We start from the raw sequence: 19,686 nt of genomic DNA, 5'->3' as shown, positions 1-19,686 counted from the left end.
GCCTCAGACCGCGAAGCTGGTGCCGCAGCCGCATCCCGATGCCGCCTGCGGATTGTCCACCCTGAACGCCGCGCCACCCAGCGATTCGACATAATCGACCCGGCATCCGCGCACGAGATCGAGGCTGATCGAATCCACCACCAGTCGCACGCCGTCCGTCTCGGCGATCATGTCGTCGCCCTCGGGCGCATCCGCCAGACCGAACTTGTACTGGAAGCCGGAGCAGCCGCCGCCATCGACCGACAGGCGCAGGATCGCGGGCTTTCCCTGACGGTTGGCGATCGCCGCCACGCGCGCGGCGGCGGCGGCGGACAGGGCGACTTCGGATACTGTGGTGGCCATGCCCGTGAGATAGGCGGTGCGGGGCCGGGCGGCAACCAAGCGCTGCTTGGGCGGCGGGCGCCCCTTGATTGTCCCCCTTGATTGTCATCCACGCGCTTATAGGGTCGTGGGCGATGGCCGATGCAGACCCCCCGTCCGATACCGCCGGCCACCGCGCCCGGCTGCGTAGCCGCCTATTGACCGATCCGGCCGGGCTGCTGGATCACGAACTGATCGAGTATCTGCTCGCGCTGGCGATCCCGCGCCGCGACACGAAGCCGCTCGCCAAGGCGCTGCTGCGCGAGTTCGGCGGCATCGGCGGCCTGTTGTCGGCCGATACCGAGGCGCTGACGCGGGTGGACGGGATGGGCGACACGGCGACCGCCGCGATCCGCATCGCCGCCGCCGCCGCGACGCGGCTGTTGCAAAGCGAAGTGGTGGCGCGGCCGGTGCTGGGCAATTGGCAGGCGCTGCTGGATTATCTCCATGCAGATATGGCGCATCACGGGGTCGAGCGGTTCCGCGTCCTTCACCTGAACACGCGCAATATGCTGATCCGGGACGAGGTGATGAGCAAGGGATCGATCGATCAGGCCGCGGTGCATGTCCGCGAGGTGATCCGCCGGGCGATCGACCTGCAATCGGCGTCGATCATCCTGGTCCACAACCATCCGTCGGGCGACCCCTCCCCCAGCAGGGCGGATATCGACGTGACGCGATCGATCGTCGCCGCCGGCAAGCCGATGGGGATCGCGGTGCACGACCATCTGATCGTCGGCACCGCCGGCCATGTCTCGCTTAGGGCGCAGGGCCTGATCTGATCCAGACGCGACAACGCCGCCGGACAGGGGGAATGCCGGCGGCGCTGCGTTCACCCGCTGGGGGTGAAAGGGACTAAATCAGCCCTTGGTCAGGAAGCCGGTGACTTCCGCCTTGTCGAGCGACTTGTTCTTGTCCGTATCGGCCTGCGCGAATGCCGCGCCGACCCACTTCTTGGTCTCGGCACTGCCGGCCTTCGTGGCCGGATCGCTCGCGGTCTTCAGCGCGACCATCCAGGACGAGAATTCCGCCTGGCTCAGCTTGCCGTCGGCGTTCTTGTCATAGGTGCCGAACTGCGTGTCGACCGCGGAGGCCACCTGCGTGCCATCGGCCGCCGACGCTGCTTCCGCCGTCTGCGCGGGGGCGGCCGTCGTTGCGGGTGCCGTCGTCGAAGTAGCGGGATCCACAGCCGTCTGCGGCGCAGTTGTCGACGGGTCCACCATCGTGGTCTGCGGTGCCGTCTGCACACCCGGATCGACCGGTGCCATGGTCTGCGCCAGTGCCGGTGCGGCGATAGTCATCGTTCCGGCGAGCAAGATCATCTTCAACATATCATGTCTCCTTCGATAGTAGCACCGGCCTCACTCGCAATGCTTGGATGCCGGCGTGGAAATCTGTGCGGTACAACCGTCAATACTGTAGGTATGTTCCCCGTGACGGGATTTGAAGGGGGGCGCGAGTGCTGCTAACGGCAACTCGTCCCGCCCCCGGGGCGGAGTCACGACGACCCGTGGCCGAACCGAGACGAGGTATCATGATCCCCCGCTATTCCCGTGCCCCCATGGCCGCGCTCTGGACGCCAGAGGCGCGCTTTCGCATCTGGTTCGAGATCGAGGCGCACGCCACCGATGCCCTCGCCGCGCTGGGCGTCGTGCCGAAGGAGGCCGCCGCCCGCATCTGGGAAGCCGATGCCGCCGCCGGCCCGTTCGACGTCGCCCGCATCGATGCGATCGAGGCGGAGACCAAGCACGACGTCATCGCCTTCCTGACCCATGTCAGCGAGCGGACCGGGCCGGAAGCGCGCTTCCTGCATCAGGGCATGACCTCGTCCGACGTGCTCGACACCTGCCTCGCGGTGCAACTGGCGCGCGCCGCCGACATCCTGCTCGCCGATCTCGACCAGTTGCTCGACGTGCTGAAGCGCCGTGCGATCGAACACAAGCTGACGCCGACGATCGGCCGCAGCCACGGCATCCATGCCGAGCCCGTCACCTTCGGGCTGAAGCTGGCACAGGCCTATGCCGAATTCGCCCGCAACCGCGACCGGCTGGTCGCCGCGCGCGCCGATATCGCCACCTGCGCGATCTCCGGCGCGGTGGGCACCTTCGCCAATATCGATCCGTTCGTGGAGGAATATGTCGCCGGCAAACTGGGCCTGACGGTCGAACCCGTATCGACCCAGGTCATCCCACGTGATCGCCATGCGATGTTCTTCGCCACGCTAGGCGTCATCGCCAGTTCGATCGAGCGGCTGTCGACCGAGGTTCGTCACCTGCAACGCACCGAGGTGCTGGAGGCGGAGGAGTATTTCTCCCCCGGCCAGAAGGGATCGTCGGCGATGCCGCACAAGCGCAACCCGGTGCTGACCGAGAACCTGACCGGCCTCGCCCGCATGGTGCGCGGTTATGTCACGCCGGCGCTGGAGAATGTGGCGCTGTGGCATGAGCGCGACATCAGCCATTCGTCGGTCGAACGCTATATCGGCCCCGACGCCACGATCACGCTCGACTTCGCGCTCGCGCGGCTGACCGGGGTGATGGACAAGCTGGTCGTGTATCCGGCGCGGATGGCGAAGAACCTGCACCGGATGGGTGGACTGGTCCATTCGCAGCGCGTGCTGCTGGCGCTGACGCAGGCCGGGGTCAGCCGCGAGGATTCCTATCGTCTCGTCCAGCGCAACGCGATGCGGGTGTGGGAATCCGATGGCGAGCTATCGCTGCTCGACCTGTTGAAGGCGGATGCCGACGTGACGGCCGCGCTGCCGGTCGCGGAGATCGAGTCGAAGTTCGATCTCGATTATCATTACAAGCATGTCGACACGATCTTCGCGCGGGTGTTCGGCGCGGTCTGACGCCGCGCCCGTAGCGGACGGTTGGGGCGATCTGGAATATGATGACGTCGGTCTACCCGTCTTTGCGAGCGAAGCGAAGCAACTCAGGGCATCACGTGCTGCTCTGGGTTGCTTCGCTTCGCTCGCAAAGACGGATGGGTCTGTGTCCGACCTAGGCCGTCCGGGTCCGCCAGCGCCTGCGGCGTCAGGCTGCGGGCATCGGCGAGCGCGGTTTCGCGGCCACGATTGACGAGGCGGTTGGTCTTTGAATCGACGATCAACAGCGCCGGCACACTGGCCGAGATCGATCGGCAACAGCTTGTGCGCCTTGATTGCGCGCGGGCCGTTGCCACGTCCGCCCGTCCGTCGCCGGCGTGATAGGAAAGCGGCAGCGGCTGAGGCAGGGCATCGAAGCTGGCGACCGATATCCAGGGTGGCGTTTGGGGGCGGCCACCGCCATCGTGCGATGACGGCAGAGAGGATCGGCAAGGCTTACAGGCGACGGAGCATCATTATCTTTCTCTGCGAAGAGACTGGAGTGAAGGACACGTGGCGGCGAATAGCAAGATAGCGGTGCCTGACCGCTTCCCCGATCCGGGATGACCGACGTCGGCGGCAGTCTAAGTTGCAAATAATGCAACTGCGATGGACTGTTACAAAATTGCGTCAGCACGACATGATCGCCATATCGCGCTTGCCGGATATTTCTCCGGCATCGGAGACCTTACATGCGCATGTTCGAAACCGTGACCAGCTCCATGCTGGCGATCGCGGCACAGGCGCTGGTGGTCGGAGTGGTCTTCACCACTCTCTGAACCAGCGTCGTACGACCGGTTGCCCGCCCCTGTAACAAGGGCGGGCAAACCGGACGTCACTGGCTTCAAGTATGAGGTGACCGATCGACCGGTCACTCCCCGGCGAACACACCCTTCAACTTCGCGAAGAACCCCTGGCTGGCCGGGCATTCGTCGCCGGTTTCCGTCTCGCGGAACATCTCCAGCAGCTCGCGCTGGCGGGTGGACAGGCGGGTGGGGGTTTCCACCTCGATCTGGATCACCAGATCGCCCGCGCCACGCCCTTGCAACACCGGCATACCCGCGCCGCGCTGGCGCAGTTGCTTGCCCGACTGGACGCCGGCCGGGATCTTGATCTCGTGCGTGCTGCCGTCGAGGCCGGGAATCGCCAGCGATCCGCCGAGGGCGGCGGTGGTGAAGCTGATCGGTGCGCGCGCGAACAGGGTCGTGCCTTCACGCTCGAAGAACGCGTGCCGCTTCACGTGCAGGAAGATGTAAAGGTCACCGGCCGGCGCGCCGCGCGGTCCCGCCTCGCCCTCGCCGGTCAGGCGGATACGGGTGCCCTCATCCACACCGGCCGGTACGTTGACGGCAAGCGTCTTGGTCTTGTCGACCCGGCCCTCGCCCCGGCAATCGGTGCACGGGTCCGCGATGACCTGACCCGATCCCTGACAGACCGGGCAGGCGCGCTCGACCACGAAGAAGCCCTGTTGCGCGCGCACCTTGCCATGACCATTGCACTGGCGGCAGGTGGAAGCATGCGTGCCGGGCTTCGCGCCAGATCCGTGGCAGGTATCGCATTCGGCCGAGACATCGACGGTGATCTCGGTCGACTTGCCGTGGAACGCCTCTTCCAGCGTGATTTCCATATCGTAGCGCAGATCGGCGCCGCGCCGCGCCTGCTGGCGGCCACCGCCACCGCCGCGCCCGCCCATGAATTCACCGAACACGCTTTCGAAGATGTCGGAGAAGCCGCCGAAGTCCTGCGCGCCCGCACCACCGCCGCCACCGTTCTGGAACGCGGCATGCCCGAACCGGTCATAGGCGGCCCGCTTCTGCGGGTCTTTCAGGATGTCGTACGCTTCCGACACCGCCTTGAACTTCGATTCCGAATCCTTGCACCCGGCATTCTTGTCCGGGTGATATTTCATTGCGAGCTTGCGGTAGGACGTCTTGATCGTCCCCGCATCCGCGGTCCGCTCGCATTCGAGCAGTTCGTAATAGTCGATCTGGGTGCTCATGATCGCCTCACAGAAAGCGCCCCGCCATCCCCCGGCCGGGACGGCCGATGGGATGACGGGGCGCGATCATGGTGTCGTTATGCCTTGTGCGAGTCGTCGACTTCCGAGAATTCGGCATCGACCACGTCGTCGGCCTTCGCCTCGGGCGCACCGTCGCCCTGCGGCGATGCTTCGGACTGCGCCTGCTTCTCGTAGATCGCCTGACCCAGCTTCATCGCGACCTGCGCCAGTGCCTGCGCCTTTTCGTTCATCGCATCCGGATCGCCACCCTCGACCGATGCCTTCGCGGCATCGATTGCGGCCTGGATTTCCGACTTCAGCGCCTCGTCGACCTTGTCGCCATTGTCGGCCAGCTGGCGTTCGGTGGTGTGGATCAGCGATTCGGCATTGTTCTTCGCCTCGGCACCGGCCCGACGCTTCTTGTCTTCCTCGGCGAACTGCTCGGCGTCACGGACCATCTGGTCGATGTCGCTGTCCGACAGGCCACCCGATGCCTGGATGCGGATCTGCTGTTCCTTGCCCGTGCCCTTGTCCTTGGCGGACACGTTGACCAGGCCATTGGCGTCGATGTCGAACGTCACCTCGATCTGCGGCACGCCGCGCGGTGCCGGCGGGATGCCGACGAGATCGAACTGGCCGAGCAGCTTGTTGTCCGCCGCCATCTCGCGCTCGCCCTGGAACACGCGGATCGTCACCGCGCCCTGGTTGTCGTCGGCGGTCGAATAGGTCTGCGATTTCTTGGTCGGGATGGTCGTGTTGCGGTCGATCATCCGGGTGAACACGCCACCCAGCGTCTCGATGCCCAGCGACAGCGGCGTCACGTCGAGCAGCAGCACGTCCTTGACGTCGCCCTGCAGCACGCCCGCCTGAATGGCGGCGCCCATCGCCACGACTTCATCCGGGTTCACGCCGGTGTGCGGCTCCTTGCCGAAGAATGCCTTCACGGCCTCGCGCACCTTGGGCATGCGGGTCATGCCGCCGACCAGCACGACTTCGCTGATGTCGTCGGTCTTCACGCCGGCATCGGCCAGCGCCTTCTTCATCGGATCGATCGTGCGCTTGATGAGGTCATCGACCAGCCGCTCCAGATCGGCGCGGTTGATCGTCTTCACCAGATGTTTCGGCCCGTTCTGGTCCGCGGTGATGAAGGGCAGGTTGACCTCGGTCGAGGCCGCCGACGACAACTCGATCTTCGCCTTCTCGGCGGCTTCCTTCAGCCGCTGCAGCGCCAGCTTGTCCTTGGCGAGGTCGATACCCTCGGCCTTCTTGAATTCGTCCGCCAGATACTGGACGATCTTGTTGTCGAAGTCCTCGCCGCCCAGGAACGTGTCGCCGTTCGTGGCCTTCACCTCGAACACGCCGTCGCCGATCTCCAGGATCGAGACGTCGAACGTACCGCCGCCAAGGTCATAGACCGCGATCGTCTTGCCGTCCTGCTTCTCCAGCCCATAGGCGAGCGCCGCCGCGGTCGGCTCGTTGATGATGCGCAGCACTTCGAGACCGGCGATCTGGCCGGCGTCCTTGGTCGCCTGACGCTGGGCGTCGTTGAAATACGCCGGCACGGTGATGACCGCCTGCGTCACCGTCTCGCCCAGATAGGACTCGGCGGTTTCCTTCATCTTCTGGAGCGTGAAGGCGCTGATCTGCGACGGCGAGTAATCCTTGCCGCCGGCCGAGACCCATGCGTCGCCGTTCGGACCGCGCGCGATCTTGTACGGGACCAGCTCGGTGTCCTTCTTGGTGATCGGATCGTCGAAGCGGCGGCCGATCAGGCGCTTCACCGCGAAGATCGTGTTGTCGCCGTTGGTCACGGCCTGCCGCTTGGCGGGCTGGCCGACCAGACGCTCGCCATCCTTGGCGAAGGCGACGATCGAGGGCGTGGTACGGGCGCCCTCCGCATTCTCGATCACCTTGGGCTTGCCGCCTTCCATGACGGAAACGCAGCTGTTGGTCGTGCCCAGATCGATACCGATTACTTTTGCCATGAGTCCTTGATGCCCCTCATCACATTAAAAAAAGCCTTGCGATCACGCTCCGTTACGGAAGCGCAATCTCCGGGTGATGGGCGCGATATAGGTGGCATGTCGCTTGCCGCAAGAAGGCGTGGAACCTACGAACCGCTCCAGCGTGACGATGATGCAACAGGATGCGGGTGAGCCCCGCATGAAACGGGAGTGGCGGGCATGCGGGCGATGATGGCGATGGTGGCGCCGGTGGTGGCGCCGGTAGTGGGGGGGGCGCTGCTCCTGACGGGATGCCTGAAGCCCGCCGCGATCGAGGCGGATCACGCCTGGGTCCGCCTGCCCGCCGTCGAGGGACGGCCCGGATCGGGGTATTTCACGCTGCACGGCGGCGCGGCCGCGACGACGCTGGTCGCGGTGTCCACCGACTATGCGATCCGGACCGAGATGCACGAATCGATGATGTCGGGCGGCATGGCGACGATGGCGAAGATCGACAGCATCCCCCTGCCCGCCGGTGGCGAGGTGACGTTCCAGCCGGGGGGCCGCCACCTGATGCTGTTCGGGGTCAGCCGCGACCTGAAACCGGGCGACAACACCCTGCTGACCTTCACCTTCGCCGACGGATCGCGCATCCAGCGCAAGGCAGTGGCGGTCGGCGCCGGCGATCCCGCGCCCGAATAATGGCGACCACGCCTTCAGGAATGGCCCCGGGCGCGGCACGCCGACTGACACCGGGCGAGATTGCGCTGGCCCGGTCGGTCTATGGCGATCGCATCGACCTGACCGGGGTGGAAATCAGGCGGCGGAAATGGGCGTTCTTCCAACCGCGACAGGTCGCGATGGCGCCGTGCGGCCACATCCATTTCCACCCGCACGGCGACGGGTGGAGCGACGATTTCGCCGAGGCGGATATCGACCGGCGCGGCCTGTTCGTCCATGAACTCGCCCATGTCTGGCAATGGCAGCGCGGCATCTACCTCCCCCTCGCTCGCGCGCCGTTCTGCCGGTACAGCTACACGATCAAACCGGGCTGGCCGCTGGTGCGCTATGGTCTGGAACAACAGGCGGAAATCATCCGCCACGCCTATCTGCTACGCGAGGGCGAAGAGGTGCCGGGGGCGCCGGCGCTGGAGGTGTATGAGAGTTTGTTGCGGGGGTTTCGGTGATGCGGAGATTGAAAGTTTTGCAACAGAACGATGTGAAGGTCCGGCCGACAATCACCTACAAGCAGGTGGCCCTACCGAATTGCAGCGTGCTGTCGGATGGCAGGTATGATGGGCGATGGATAAATGGCGGCGAGTGACGCTGGATCGGTTCGGATCGTATCGGTAGGCGTGAAGTCAGTAACTTCGAATTTAACTCGGTCGATAGCCGCGACACGCATTGCACCCTCAACATGGTGGCTTGCCGCATCCGTCGCACGAATCCAGATGTAGTATTTTGGATACGACACTCCACTCTGTGTCGCGCCTTTTCGAAGCGATTCGATCATCACCTTCTTGGAAGGTAGCTGGTGCGCTGCGAGGTAGGCTCGAACATCGCGATCAAGAATTTTGCTGAAGCTTGAGTCAGGTGGCGCATTTGCTGAGATATGCCTCGCTTGTAGCTGGCTCACCATGCGCTCCATGTCAGCCGCTGATGGAGTCTGCTGTGCCGTTACCGATGTCGATACGAAGATCAGAAGCGTGAAGACGGCCGAGGTGCGCTTAGTCATGCTTGGTTTGTCAGCATAATCCGAGTTCCGGTCAATGACCGGTTTCCAGCGACCTCACAGGCCCTGATGCAAAAATCACAAATTTCGCATCGTCAGAAAATGGCCCGAGTGTTCACACGATGCAAAAATCCTATGCAAATGTCGCTGGCTTAGTCGTAAAAAATGTCGTGATCTCCGCCGGCAGATCAGCCACCCTACCCCTGCACCCGCCCGACATGCGCCTCACCCCGTGCCTCGGCGAGCAGCGCCTGTCGGTGCCGTTCCGCGTAACCCGCCCGTTGCGTGTCGTCGCGGGCGGCGTGGCAGCGGGGGCAGCTGACCCCTTCGACGAACAGCGGCGAGGCGCGGTCGGCTTCGCTTACCGGCATGCGGCAACCGCGACACAGCGCGTGGCTGCCCGGTGTCAGGCCGTGGCCCACCGCCACGCGCTCGTCGAACACGAAGCATTCGCCCTGCCAGCGGCTGTCGGCGGTGGGCATTTCCTCCAGATAGCGCAGGATGCCGCCGTCGAGGTGGAACACATCCTCCACGCCCTCGCGGCGCAGGAACGCGGTCGCCTTTTCGCAGCGGATGCCGCCGGTACAGAACATCGCGACCCGTTTGCCCGCCAGTTCGTCGCGGTGCGCGTTGAACCATGCCGGGAAGTCGCGGAAGCTTGCGGTGCCGGGATCGACCGCGCCGGCGAAGCTGCCCACCGCCACCTCGTAATCGTTGCGCGTGTCGATCACGACGGTGTCGGGATCGTCGACCAGCGCGTTCCAGTCGGCCGGCGCGACATAGGTGCCGACCTCGGTCAGCGGATCGATGTCGGCCACGCCCATCGTCACGATCTCGCGCTTCAGCCGCACCTTCAGCCGGTGGAACGGCATCGTGGCGGCCTCGGCGAATTTGGGGGTCAGGTCGGCGCATCCGGGCAGCGCGCGAATGGCGGCCAGCACTGTGTCGATCCCTTCGTTCGTACCGGCGATCGTGCCGTTGATCCCCTCCGCCGCGATCAGCAGCGTGCCGCGAATACCCGCTGCCTTCGCGACCGTCTCCAGCCGGTCGCGCACTGCAACGGGATCGTCGAACCGCGCGAAGCGATAGAGCGCCGCGACGCGGATCGCAGCCGGGATCACAGCACGGGTCACAGCGCGTCAAAGTCGATCGCGGCGTGGCGGTCGAGCGTCTGCGGCGCGGCCGGCATCGGGTATTTCAGGCCCGTCGCGCAGTTGAACAAGACGACGCGTTCCTCCTCGTCCACCTCGCCGGTGCGCAGCGCCTCGCGGTACGCGGCCAGCGTCGCGCCGCCTTCGGGACACAGCAACAGGCCGTCGCGCCGGGCGCAGTCGTCCACCGCCTTCAGGATCGCGGGGTCGCCGACGCCCAGCGCCTTGCCGCCGCTTTCGCGCACCGCGCGCAGGATCAGGAAGTCGCCGACCGCCTTCGGCACGCGGATGCCCATCGCGATCGTGTGCGAATCCTCCCAGCGCTCGGCATGTTCCTCGCCCGCCTCGAACGCGCGGACGATGGGGGCGCAGCCGGACGCCTGCACCGCGTACATGCGCGGGCGCTTCGACCCGATCCAGCCGAGCTTCTCCAGTTCGTCGAACGCCTTCCACATGCCGATCAGGCCGGTGCCGCCGCCGGTGGGATAGAAGATCGCGTCGGGCAATTCCCAGCCGAACTGCGCGGCCAGTTCGAGGCCCATCGTCTTCTTGCCCTCGATCCGGTACGGCTCTTTCAGGGTGGAGAAGTCGAACCAGCGGCCCTCCGCCGCCCCCTTGCCGACGATCGCGCCGCAATCGTCGATCAGGCCGTTGACCCGCCACACCCGCGCGCCCTGCATAGCGATCTCGCGCACGTTGATCTCGGGCGTGTCCTCCGGACAGAACACGATCGTCTCGATCCCGACCCGCGTGGCATAGGCGGCGAGCGCGGCGCCCGCATTGCCGTTGGTCGGCATCGCGATGCGGGTGACGCCCAGTTCCTTGGCCATCGCGACCGCCATCACCAGCCCGCGCGCCTTGAAGCTGCCGGTGGGCAGGCGACCCTCGTCCTTTACCAGCACGTTGGGGCCGGCGGATTTGGGGATCGGCACCAGCGGCGTTTCGATCTCGCCCAGACTGACGATGTTGCCGGTGTGCCGCACCGGCAGCAACTCACGCCAGCGCCACAGGTCGGTGTCGCGCGCGGTCAGCGCCTCGCGCGACAGGGCCGCGCCGACGGCGTCGAGGTCGTAGCGGACCAGCAGGGGCCGCCCGGCCCGTGACAAACCGTGCAGCCGGTCCGCCGCGTACCGCTCGCCCGTCATCGAGCATTCGAGATGGGTGACGAAGGTGGGGCGGTCGGCGGTCAGGTTCGAAAGCATGGGTTGTGCTTTAGAAGTCTCGATGGCTGCCGTCACGCGTGATGGCGCAGGTCAGCGTGTACAAGCCCCTCCGTCATTGCGAGCGTAGCGAAGCAACCCAGAGCAGCACATGACGCCCTGGGTTGCTTCGCTACGCTCGCAATGACGATGTAGACGGAGGTTATCACGCCTTAAATTTCCGATGAACGGTCAGACTGAAGATCGGCAGCGTCAGCCCGATACCCGCGCTACCGCCGTCCGATCGGCGAATAGCTCCGCAACAGACACCGCCACGCCATCCACCACCACGGCGGTATCGCCCCACCAGTCGTCACCGCACAGTTCCGCCAGATGAAGGCCGACCGTGACGAACAGGCGCTTGCCCCCCGCCTGCCGCGTGAACGCCAGCACATGCGCGGCGCGCGTGCCCGTGGCCGCGACCGGGGTGTAGTCGCCCTGCGCGAAAAGCGCCGGATGCTCCCGGCGAAGCGCGAGCAGATCGGCGATCAGCGCCAGCTTGGGCGACCGGTCGCCGGCCAGTTCGTACGCGCGGGCGGTGTAGTCGACGGGCCGCCGGTTGTCGGGATCGACCAGACTGAGGTCGAGGAATTCGGTGCCCTGATAGGTGTCCGGCACCCCCGGCACGGTCAGCCGCAGCGCGGTCTGGGCTAGAATACCCGCCATGGCTGGCTGTGCCGTCGTCCCCCGCAAGTCGGCCAGATCGGCGAGGAAGGCGGCCGATCGCGCAGGGTCGAGCAACGTGTCGGTCAGCGCCTTGCACAGCGTCTCATAGTCTTCCTGCGGTGCCTCCCACGAGGATCGCAGCTTGCCTTCGCGCAGCGCCTTTTCCTGCCAACTGTTGACGCGTTCGGCGAAGGTGGCGAGGCCGTCGGCATCGTCGATCGCCAGCCCGTCCGGCCAAGCGCCATAGAGCGTCTGGTAGAGCATATAGGCGTCGGCGGGATCGACACCCTCAAGCGGCGCGGCCGCCAGTTCGTTCCAGCGCGCGACATGCGCCAGCCACCGATCGGGCATCTCGCTCAGCACGGCAAGGCGCGCGCGGACATCCTCGCCGCGCTTGTGGTCGTGCGTGGCGGTGGCGAGCAGGGCCAGCGGCCATGCCTTTGCCCGGATCGCCATGGCGTCGTGGAATTCGTCGATCGTCCGCGCGAACCGGTCGGCGTCGAAGCCGACATCGTTGCGCGAGAGCAGCCGGCCATAACGATAGAAGGCAGTGTCCTCGACCCCCTTCGCCGCGACGGGCGCCGACAACTGCTGGAAGCGACGCACGGCATCGGCCGCCAGCGCGGTATCGCCCGGCCCCTCGCCCGCCAGCCACGCGAGCACCGCGTCGACCACGAAATCCTCGCCCGGCGGGATCAGCGGCGCGACCCGCTCGCGTGCCTGTTCGCGGATCGCGGCATCGCCGGCGGGGGCGGTGTCGCCGAGGCCATAGGTGCGATAGACCGGGAAGACCCACAGCAATCGCTCGATCGCGCGGCGCAGCATCGCCGGCGTCAGGACGTTGTCGGGATCGCTCTCCGCCAGCGTGGCGAAGGCGCGGACGCAGCCCTTCAACTGGCCCTCGAACTGCCAGGCGAGTTCATCCTGTCGCGCCTGCAGTTCCTCCGGCCCGAAGGTGGCCGAACGACCGCTGAGATCGGCCCAGGCGGTCGCCAGCGGCGCCTCGCCCGCGGGATCGTGGAGCAGCGCGGCGACGTCCTCCATGAAGTCGTAGCCGCTGGTGCCGTCGACGCCCCAATCGGTCGCCAGCGGTTCGCCCGCGCCTAGGATCTTCTCGATCCAGATGATCGCCTGCGCGCCGTCGCGCGGCATCTCGTCGAAGCGGGCGCGCAGGCGGCGGCAATAGCCGGCGGGATCGGTCAGGCCGTCGACATGGTCGATGCGGACGCCGTCGATCAGTCCCTCCTGCCACAGCCGGAAGTAGAGCGCGTGGGTCCGTTCGAACACCGATTCCTGCCCGACGCGGACACCGGCGAGATCGTTGACGGTGAAGAACCGTCGCCAGTTCAACTCGTCATCGGCGGTGCGCCACCAGGCGAGGCGATAATGCTGGCGTTCGAGCAACGCCTCCAGTTCGTCGCCGGTCGCAGTGGTGCCGTGATCCTCGGGCCGCAGCGGGAAGCGGTGCTCGCCGTACGCGACCACTGCATTGCCCTCGATCGCGATCGCGTCGTCGGCCAGTGCCTTGGGCAGCGGATCGCCCAGCACCGGCAGCACGACGGGGCGCGACCAGTCGATGTCGAACACGTCGGCGAATTCGCTCGCCTGGCCATGCGCCAGCACGTCGTTCCACCACGCATTCTCACCGCCCGCGACGCCCATGTGGTTGGGGACGATGTCGATCACGACGCCCATGCCGCGATCGCGCAGCGCCGACACCAGCGCGCGATAGCCCTGCTCGCCGCCCAACTCCGGGTTGATCGCGGTCGGATCGATCACGTCGTATCCGTGGGTCGATCCCTTCGTCGCGGTGGTGATCGGCGACAGATAGGCGTGGCTGATGCCCAGCCGGTCGAGATAGGGGACGATCTTCACCGCATCGGCGAAGGTGAAGTCCTTGTGCAATTGCAGCCGGTACGTGGCGCGCGGGGTCATGCGGTTCTCGCTTCGTTGATCGTTGCGACATGGGGGGCGACATCGTCGCGGGCGAGGAGCGTAGCGGTGTCGTCGGGCATGCGACGACGCCAGTTGGGGTGTTCGTCGGTGGTGCCGGGCAGGTTGGGCTGTTCGATCAGGCCGACGACATCCTCCATCGGCACGATCGCGATCGTGCACGGTGTGCGGCCGACGAAGCCGAGGGCGGCATCGACCACCGCGCCGCCGTCATCGGGTTCGGGTTGTACGCCCGATGCGACGCCGGCGTCGGTGAAGCTGTCCCACCAGCCTGTCCGCTCGCGCGCGCGCTGCGCATCGGCATGGGCGCGGCTTTCGTTGCGGGTGGCGCGACCGAGATCGTAGATCAGGTCGAGATCGCGGCCCCGCCACCAGCCGGCGATCGTCGGCAGGTCGTGCGTGCCGGTCATCGCCGCCGCCTGCGCATCGTAGCTCGCCGGCGGCTTCAGCCGGTCGCCCTCCGTCTCGAACGGCATGACCCGCATGCCGAGCATCCCGCGCGCGTCCGCCTTCGGCCGGAAGCCTTCAGGCACCGTGCCCAGGTCCTCCCCGATGACGATCGCCTGCGCCGCCTGCGATTCGATCGCCAGCACGCGCAGCATGTCGTCGATCGGATAGGACAGATACGCACCCTCGCTGGCCGGTTTGCCATCGGGTACGACCCACAGGCGCTGCAAACCCATCGCATGGTCGATGCGGATGCCGCCGGCATGGCGCAGCGCCGCGCGGATCGTGGCGATGAACGGTTCGAACCCCAGTCGCCGAAGCGCGCCGGGCGAGAAGCCGGTGATGCCCCAATTCTGGCCCTCCGGCCCCAGCAAGTCGGGCGGCGCGCCGATCGACAGGCCGGTGATGAGGTCCTGCGGACGGCTCCATGCGTGGCTGCCGCCGGCGTCCATGCCGACCGCCAGATCGGCGATCAGGCCGAGCGCCATACCGGCGTCCTTGCCCGCCTTCTGCGCCTCGGACAGGCTGCGATCGGCGAGCCATTGGCAGAAGAGATAGAAGTCGACCTCGCCCTTCCGTTCACGCGCAAACGCGGCGACGGCCTCGCCGGCGGGATCGTGGAACGCGGCCGGCCAATCCTGCCAGCCATGCGCGCCATCCGCGAAGAAATGCGCGTGCAGCGCATCGAAGCGGGCATGGCGGACGAGTTCGTCGCCGCCCTCCGCCACGAAAGCGGCCACGGCGTCGCGGATCGCATCGGTGCGGCCCTCGAACGCGGCGCGCAGATGCGCCAGTCGCTGCGGGATGGCATCGGACCAGTCGATCAGGTCGGGTGCCGCCTCGCCCCCCGCTGGCAGCCCGACGATTGCCAGATCGGCAAGCAGGATGTTGAGGAACAGCCGGCTGGACGGCGCATAGGGGCTGAACCGACCGGCATCGGCCGGGAACAGCGAGTGGACGGGGCTGATGCCGATCGCATCCGCACCGATCGCACCGAAGGCCGCCGCGGTCCGGGCGAGCGTGCCGAAATCGCCGAAGGCGGTGGCGCGGTGATCGCGCAATGCCGGAATCTGCACCGCCGGCCCCCACAGCTTGCGGCCCGGTGCGACATCGCCGACCATGAAGCATCGGGCCGGTGCCACCGCGACGGTGATGGCGCGGTCGCCGACGACCAGCCGGTGATAGCCCGGCCGGTCGATTGCCGGCAGTTCGCCGTCGATCGTGACGGTGCGATGCTCGCCATTGTCGAGGATCAGCTCACCCTCGCCCGACACGTCGTCGATCGCGATCGGCGTGCCGACATCGCCCGAGACGAAGGCCGTCGCCTGATCGCGCCGCTCCGCTGCGATCCGTGCTTGCGCATCCGCGATCGCCGCCTCGCTGTCGCTGCGATAGCCGAGCGCGTCCAACACGCCGGCCAGCGCCTCGTCACTGACGCGTTGCGCCTGTCCGCCGGCATCGGTCCAGTCGATCTGGAGTCCGGCCGCGCGGGCGAGATCGTGCAGGCCGCTCATGCCGGGTCGATCCATGCCGCCGCGCTGGCGGGCGCGCCCGGCGTGCCGGTGACGGCGAGTGGCTTCCCGCCCGGCACCGGGATGGCCGTATCGCCGAGGTTCAGCGCGATCGTCAGCACCGTGTCGTTCGCCAAGCGCCACAGCGCCACGACGGCGGCCTCCCCCACCGCCTCCGCGCCCAGCGACGTCGCGCCGGCCAGATGCGGGGCGATATGCTCGCGACGCAAGGCGAGCATGTCGCGATAGAACGTGCGCCACGCATCGGCATCGGGACCGGGTTCCGCACGCGACCGGTCGAACGTCGCCCGGTCGTTGGGATCGGGGATCGCTTCACGCTTGTCTGGATCGGCGAAGGCAGCGAATTTTGCGAATTCGCCGCGCCGGCCTTCGCGCACGGCATCGGCCAGCTCGTCGTGGAAATCGGTGAAGAACAGGAACGGCGTCTGCGCTCCGCTCTCGTCACCCATGAACAGCAGCGGTATCTGCGGCCCCAGCAGCAACAGCAGCGTCGCCGCACGCAGCTTCGCGGGATCGGTCAGCAGCGTCAGGCGCTCGCCCAGCGCGCGGTTGCCGATCTGGTCGTGGTTCTGGAGGAACGATACGAACGCGGTCGGCGGCAGGCGCGCGGACGGCTTGCCGCGCGTCTTGCCGTCGTGATTGGCCGATCCCTCACCCTGATAGATGAAGCCTTCGCTCAGGCACCGCGCCAGCCGTTCGGCCGGGCGATCGGCGAAGTCGCTGTAATAGGCGTCTTCCTCGCCGGTCAGCAGAACGTGGAGGACGTTGTGGAAATCGTCGTTCCACTGCGCGTCGTATTTGCCGGGGGAGAGACGATCCGCGTCGTTCTTCTCGTTTTCCAGCACCAAATGCACCGGACGATCCACCTTGGCTCGAATTTCCGCCGCCATCGTGTCGAGGAACGCGTCGTCGTTGATCGCATGGACCGCATCGAAGCGCAGGCCATCGAGGCGATAATCGGTCAGCCACATCAGCGCGTTGTCGATGAAGAAGCGTTTCACCGGCTCCTCATCCACCGCCACCGCACCACCCCACGGCGTCTTCACTTCGGGATGGAAGAAGCCCTTGGCATACTCGCCAAGATAATTCCCGTCCGGGCCGAAATGATTATAGACCACGTCGAGGAAGACCGAGATGCCCAGTTCATGCGCGTGATCGACCAACGCCTGTAGCGCTTCGGGCGAGCCACAGCTTTCCGCCGGGGCATAGGGCAGCACCCCGTCATAGCCCCAGTTGCGTGTGCCGCCGAACGCATTGACCGGCATCAGTTCGATGGCGGTGATGCCCAGATCGGCCATCGCCGGCAGATGCGCGGCGACGCCGTCGAAACCGCCCAGCAGGCCGACATGGACTTCCTGGATCACCATGTCCTCCCATGGCCGCCCGCGCCAGTCGGCGCTGCGCCACGGCCGGGCTGCGAGGTCGACGACCACGCTCCAGCCGTTGACGCCGCCGTCCTGCGCCCGCGATGCCGGGTCCGGCACCGCCAGATCGTCCGACAGGCGGAAGCGATAGCGAGCTCCCGCCCCGACGGGCGCGTCGGCCGTGAACCAGCCGCCCTCGCCCACCGTCATCGCCACCGGATCGCCGCCATCGATTTCCAGCGTCACCGCCGCGCGATCAGGCGCCCACAGACGAAAGGTCGTGCCCGTCGCCGCCAGTACCGGTCCCCAGCGCATCAGGCCGCCGCCAGCTTCCATGTGACGAGCGCGGCGCCGTGTGCGCCCAGCTCATATTCGTCGGTCATCGCGGTTTCGCCCTGATCGGGTTTCGCGCTGTCGATCAGGACGGTGCGGTCGGCCTGTGGCGATGGCACGTGGAAGGTGATCGGATCGTCCGAAGCATTCAGCAGGAGCGACACCGCCTCGATCTCGCCGCTGTCCAGCTTGATCGCCCGCCGCATCAGCAGGGCGCGGCCCTCCGGGTTGTTCCAGTCGTCACCCGACAATTGCTCGCCACGCTCGTCCCACCATTCGATGTCGTTGATGCCGTGCCCGGCATCGTCCTGACCGTAGAGAAAGGATGCCGCGCGTAGCATCGGATAACGCCGACGTAGTTCGGTTAGGCGCGACGTGAAGTCGAACAGCGACTTGCCCTCCGGCGTGTCCATCTTCGACCAGTCGAGCCAGCTGATCTCGTCGTCATGGCAATAGGCGTTGTTGTTGCCGCCCTGCGACCGGCCGAACTCGTCGCCCGCGACCAGCATCGGCGTGCCGAGCGAGGCGAACAAGGTGGTCAGCATCGACCGCTGCACATTGCCGCGCGTCGTCAGGATGCCTTCGTCCTCCGTCTCCCCCTCCGCGCCCCAGTTGCGCGAGTAGTTTTCGGAATGACCGTCCTTGTTGTCTTCCTTGTTCGCCTCGTTGTGGCGTTCTTCGTAAGCGACCGTATCGGCGAGCGTGAAGCCGTCATGTGCGGCGAGCAGGTTGACGCTTGCCCATGGCCGGCGGGCGCGGCGGTCGAACAGGTCGCCCGATCCCGACAGGCGCGCGGCCAGATCGCCCCGCTGCGAGGGGTCGCCGCGCCAGAACTTGCGCACCGTGTCGCGATACTTGTCGTTCCATTCGGCGAAACCGGGCGGGAAATTGCCGAGCTGATAGCCGCCAGGGCCGATGTCCCACGGCTCGGTCGACAGCTTCAGGCGGCCCAGCACCGGGTCCTGCCGCAGCACGTCGAAGAACGCATGGCCGGGGTCGAACCCCTCCGCCGTCCGCCCCAGCGTGAGGCCGAGATCGAAACGGAAGCCGTCGATACCGAAACTGGTCGCCCAGTATCGCAGCGAATCGGCGATCATCTGGATGACGCGCGCCTTGTCGGTGTTCAGCGTGTTGCCGGTGCCGGTGTCGTTGATCGCGTAGCGCGGATCGCCCTGCACCAGCCGGTAATAGGTGGCGTTGTCCAGCCCACGCCACGACAGCGTCGGGCCCTTCTCCGATCCTTCGGCGGTGTGGTTGTACACGACGTCCAGGATCACCTCGATCCCGGCTGCGTGCAGCTTGCGCACCGCGCGGCGCAGTTCGTCCTGGCTGTCGGTCGCGAAATAGCTCTGCTCGGGCGCGAAGAAGGCGAGGGTGTTGTAGCCCCAGTAATTGCGTAAGCCCTTTTCCTGCAGGAACCGGTCCTGCGTGAAGGCATGGATCGGCATCAACTCAAGCGCGGTGACGCCCAGCCGCTTCAGGTGATCGATGACCTTCGGATGGCCCAGTGCCTTGTACGTGCCGCGCTCCTGTGGTGGCACCAGTTCGAACAGCTTGGTCAGGCCCTTGACGTGCGCTTCATAGACGACCGTGTCGGACCATGACGTGTTGGGCTTGCGATCGCCCGACCAGTCGAAATGATCGTCGACCACCATCGCCTTGGGCATCGCCATCGCGCTGTCGCGCTTGTCGAAGCTCAGGTCTTCGCGCTTGCCCTTCACCTGATAGCCGTGGAGCGCGTCGTTCCATTTGATCTGGCCGACCAGCTTGCGCGCATACGGATCGAGCAGCAGCTTGTTGGGGTTGAAGCGATGACCCTGTTCCGGCTCGTACGGGCCATAGGCGCGGTAGCCATAGACCAGACCGGGGCCGGCATCGGGCAGGTAGCCGTGCCAGACCTCGTCGGTCCACTCGGTCAGCGGATAGCGTTTCAACTCACGCTTGCCGGCGCTGTCGAAGACGCACAGCTCGATCTTTTCGGCGTTGGCGGAGAAGACCGCGAAATTCACGCCTTCGCCTACGCAGGTCGCGCCGAGCGGATAAGGCGATCCGGCTTCCAGCCGGTCGGGCAAAGAACTCAAGGCAGTAACCCCCGTTGGTGGATATGCCCGCGAGAACCCGTTCCCGGCGGATGATGTTCC

The 19,686-nt window shown here is 66.4% G+C and carries 15 protein-coding genes and 1 pseudogene; 4 read left to right on the top strand and 12 right to left on the bottom strand.

Annotated elements, in window-relative coordinates; all coding sequences use genetic code 11:
- Positions 1-3 precede the first annotated feature (3 nt).
- Positions 4-342, bottom strand: coding sequence for a HesB/IscA family protein (locus JAO74_RS06910; RefSeq protein ID WP_199036421.1), 339 nt, complete (start codon positions 340-342; stop codon positions 4-6).
- A 113-nt stretch (positions 343-455) separates the two neighbouring features.
- Here JAO74_RS06910 and radC point away from each other — a divergent pair, with 113 nt between their 5' ends.
- The gene (radC, locus tag JAO74_RS06905; protein WP_199036419.1) at positions 456-1,142 is read left to right on the top strand and encodes a RadC family protein; all 687 of its coding nucleotides are present in this window, start codon (positions 456-458) and stop codon (positions 1,140-1,142) included.
- Positions 1,143-1,220: 78 nt separating this feature from the next.
- On the opposite strand, the gene JAO74_RS06900 is transcribed toward radC, so the two are convergent.
- Complete coding sequence (locus JAO74_RS06900) at positions 1,221-1,691, bottom strand: EF-hand domain-containing protein (protein WP_199036417.1); 471 nt, start codon at positions 1,689-1,691, stop codon at positions 1,221-1,223.
- 203 nt (positions 1,692-1,894) lie between these two features.
- Here JAO74_RS06900 and purB point away from each other — a divergent pair, with 203 nt between their 5' ends.
- Positions 1,895-3,211, top strand: coding sequence for an adenylosuccinate lyase (gene purB / locus JAO74_RS06895; RefSeq protein WP_199036415.1), 1,317 nt, complete (start codon positions 1,895-1,897; stop codon positions 3,209-3,211).
- A 164-nt stretch (positions 3,212-3,375) separates the two neighbouring features.
- On the opposite strand, the pseudogene JAO74_RS19245 reads toward purB, so the two are convergent.
- The 3 genes and pseudogenes from JAO74_RS19245 to dnaK form a co-directional block, all read right to left on the bottom strand.
- Positions 3,376-3,483, bottom strand: a pseudogene (locus JAO74_RS19245) (thioredoxin family protein); the annotation flags it as partial.
- A gap of 614 nt (positions 3,484-4,097) precedes the next feature.
- Positions 4,098-5,225 (bottom strand): molecular chaperone DnaJ, encoded by a 1,128-nt coding sequence (dnaJ, locus tag JAO74_RS06885; protein WP_199036413.1) that lies wholly within the window; start codon positions 5,223-5,225, stop codon positions 4,098-4,100.
- 77 nt (positions 5,226-5,302) lie between these two features.
- The gene (dnaK, locus tag JAO74_RS06880; protein WP_199036411.1) at positions 5,303-7,210 is read right to left on the bottom strand and encodes a molecular chaperone DnaK; all 1,908 of its coding nucleotides are present in this window, start codon (positions 7,208-7,210) and stop codon (positions 5,303-5,305) included.
- 198 nt (positions 7,211-7,408) lie between these two features.
- Between dnaK and JAO74_RS06875 the strand changes: the two genes are divergently transcribed.
- The gene (locus JAO74_RS06875) at positions 7,409-7,870 is read left to right on the top strand and encodes a copper chaperone PCu(A)C (RefSeq protein WP_233150753.1); all 462 of its coding nucleotides are present in this window, start codon (positions 7,409-7,411) and stop codon (positions 7,868-7,870) included.
- A 20-nt stretch (positions 7,871-7,890) separates the two neighbouring features.
- Positions 7,891-8,355 (top strand): vgr related protein, encoded by a 465-nt coding sequence (locus tag JAO74_RS06870; RefSeq protein WP_199036409.1) that lies wholly within the window; start codon positions 7,891-7,893, stop codon positions 8,353-8,355.
- A 71-nt stretch (positions 8,356-8,426) separates the two neighbouring features.
- Here the strand turns inward: JAO74_RS06870 and JAO74_RS06865 are convergent, their stop codons facing one another.
- From JAO74_RS06865 to glgX, 7 genes are all read right to left on the bottom strand, one after another.
- On the bottom strand, positions 8,427-8,903 hold the full coding sequence (locus JAO74_RS06865) for a hypothetical protein (protein ID WP_199036407.1): 477 nt from the start codon (positions 8,901-8,903) through the stop codon (positions 8,427-8,429).
- 194 nt (positions 8,904-9,097) lie between these two features.
- Complete coding sequence (gene trhO / locus JAO74_RS06860) at positions 9,098-10,033, bottom strand: oxygen-dependent tRNA uridine(34) hydroxylase TrhO (RefSeq protein ID WP_199036405.1); 936 nt, start codon at positions 10,031-10,033, stop codon at positions 9,098-9,100.
- Entirely contained in the window at positions 10,030-11,253 is a 1,224-nt protein-coding gene (locus JAO74_RS06855; protein WP_199036403.1) for a threonine synthase, read from the bottom strand. Before JAO74_RS06855 ends, trhO begins: the two co-directional genes overlap by 4 nt.
- Before the next feature lie 210 nt (positions 11,254-11,463).
- Positions 11,464-13,851, bottom strand: coding sequence for a malto-oligosyltrehalose synthase (gene treY / locus JAO74_RS06850; RefSeq protein WP_199036401.1), 2,388 nt, complete (start codon positions 13,849-13,851; stop codon positions 11,464-11,466).
- Entirely contained in the window at positions 13,848-15,830 is a 1,983-nt protein-coding gene (gene malQ / locus JAO74_RS06845) for a 4-alpha-glucanotransferase (RefSeq protein WP_199036399.1), read from the bottom strand. Before malQ ends, treY begins: the two co-directional genes overlap by 4 nt.
- Positions 15,827-17,548: a malto-oligosyltrehalose trehalohydrolase gene (treZ, locus tag JAO74_RS06840; protein ID WP_233150752.1), complete on the bottom strand. Its 1,722-nt coding sequence runs from the start codon at positions 17,546-17,548 to the stop codon at positions 15,827-15,829. The genes malQ and treZ overlap by 4 nt, the downstream gene beginning before the upstream one ends.
- A complete protein-coding gene (glgX, locus tag JAO74_RS06835) occupies positions 17,527-19,626 on the bottom strand; it encodes a glycogen debranching protein GlgX (protein WP_233150751.1) in 2,100 nt (699 codons plus the stop codon). Before glgX ends, treZ begins: the two co-directional genes overlap by 22 nt.
- Positions 19,627-19,686 lie beyond the last annotated feature (60 nt).

Source organism: Sphingomonas mollis (assembly GCF_016427505.1).
GTDB classification, from domain to species: domain Bacteria; phylum Pseudomonadota; class Alphaproteobacteria; order Sphingomonadales; family Sphingomonadaceae; genus Sphingomonas; species Sphingomonas mollis.
Note: the sequence above shows the minus strand (reverse complement) of the source record. Positions and strands in the feature narration are given on the sequence as shown.

Coding starts and splice junctions, on each gene's coding strand:
- JAO74_RS06910 (WP_199036421.1), bottom strand. CDS start 342: ATGGCCACCACAGTATCCGAAGTCGCCCTGTCCGCCGCCGCCGCCGCG.
- radC (WP_199036419.1), top strand. CDS start 456: ATGGCCGATGCAGACCCCCCGTCCGATACCGCCGGCCACCGCGCCCGG.
- JAO74_RS06900 (WP_199036417.1), bottom strand. CDS start 1,691: ATGTTGAAGATGATCTTGCTCGCCGGAACGATGACTATCGCCGCACCG.
- purB (WP_199036415.1), top strand. CDS start 1,895: ATGATCCCCCGCTATTCCCGTGCCCCCATGGCCGCGCTCTGGACGCCA.
- dnaJ (WP_199036413.1), bottom strand. CDS start 5,225: ATGAGCACCCAGATCGACTATTACGAACTGCTCGAATGCGAGCGGACC.
- dnaK (WP_199036411.1), bottom strand. CDS start 7,210: ATGGCAAAAGTAATCGGTATCGATCTGGGCACGACCAACAGCTGCGTT.
- JAO74_RS06875 (WP_233150753.1), top strand. CDS start 7,409: ATGCGGGCGATGATGGCGATGGTGGCGCCGGTGGTGGCGCCGGTAGTG.
- JAO74_RS06870 (WP_199036409.1), top strand. CDS start 7,891: ATGGCCCCGGGCGCGGCACGCCGACTGACACCGGGCGAGATTGCGCTG.
- JAO74_RS06865 (WP_199036407.1), bottom strand. CDS start 8,903: ATGACTAAGCGCACCTCGGCCGTCTTCACGCTTCTGATCTTCGTATCG.
- JAO74_RS06855 (WP_199036403.1), bottom strand. CDS start 11,253: ATGCTTTCGAACCTGACCGCCGACCGCCCCACCTTCGTCACCCATCTC.
- treY (WP_199036401.1), bottom strand. CDS start 13,851: ATGACCCCGCGCGCCACGTACCGGCTGCAATTGCACAAGGACTTCACC.
- malQ (WP_199036399.1), bottom strand. CDS start 15,830: ATGAGCGGCCTGCACGATCTCGCCCGCGCGGCCGGACTCCAGATCGAC.
- treZ (WP_233150752.1), bottom strand. CDS start 17,548: ATGGAAGCTGGCGGCGGCCTGATGCGCTGGGGACCGGTACTGGCGGCG.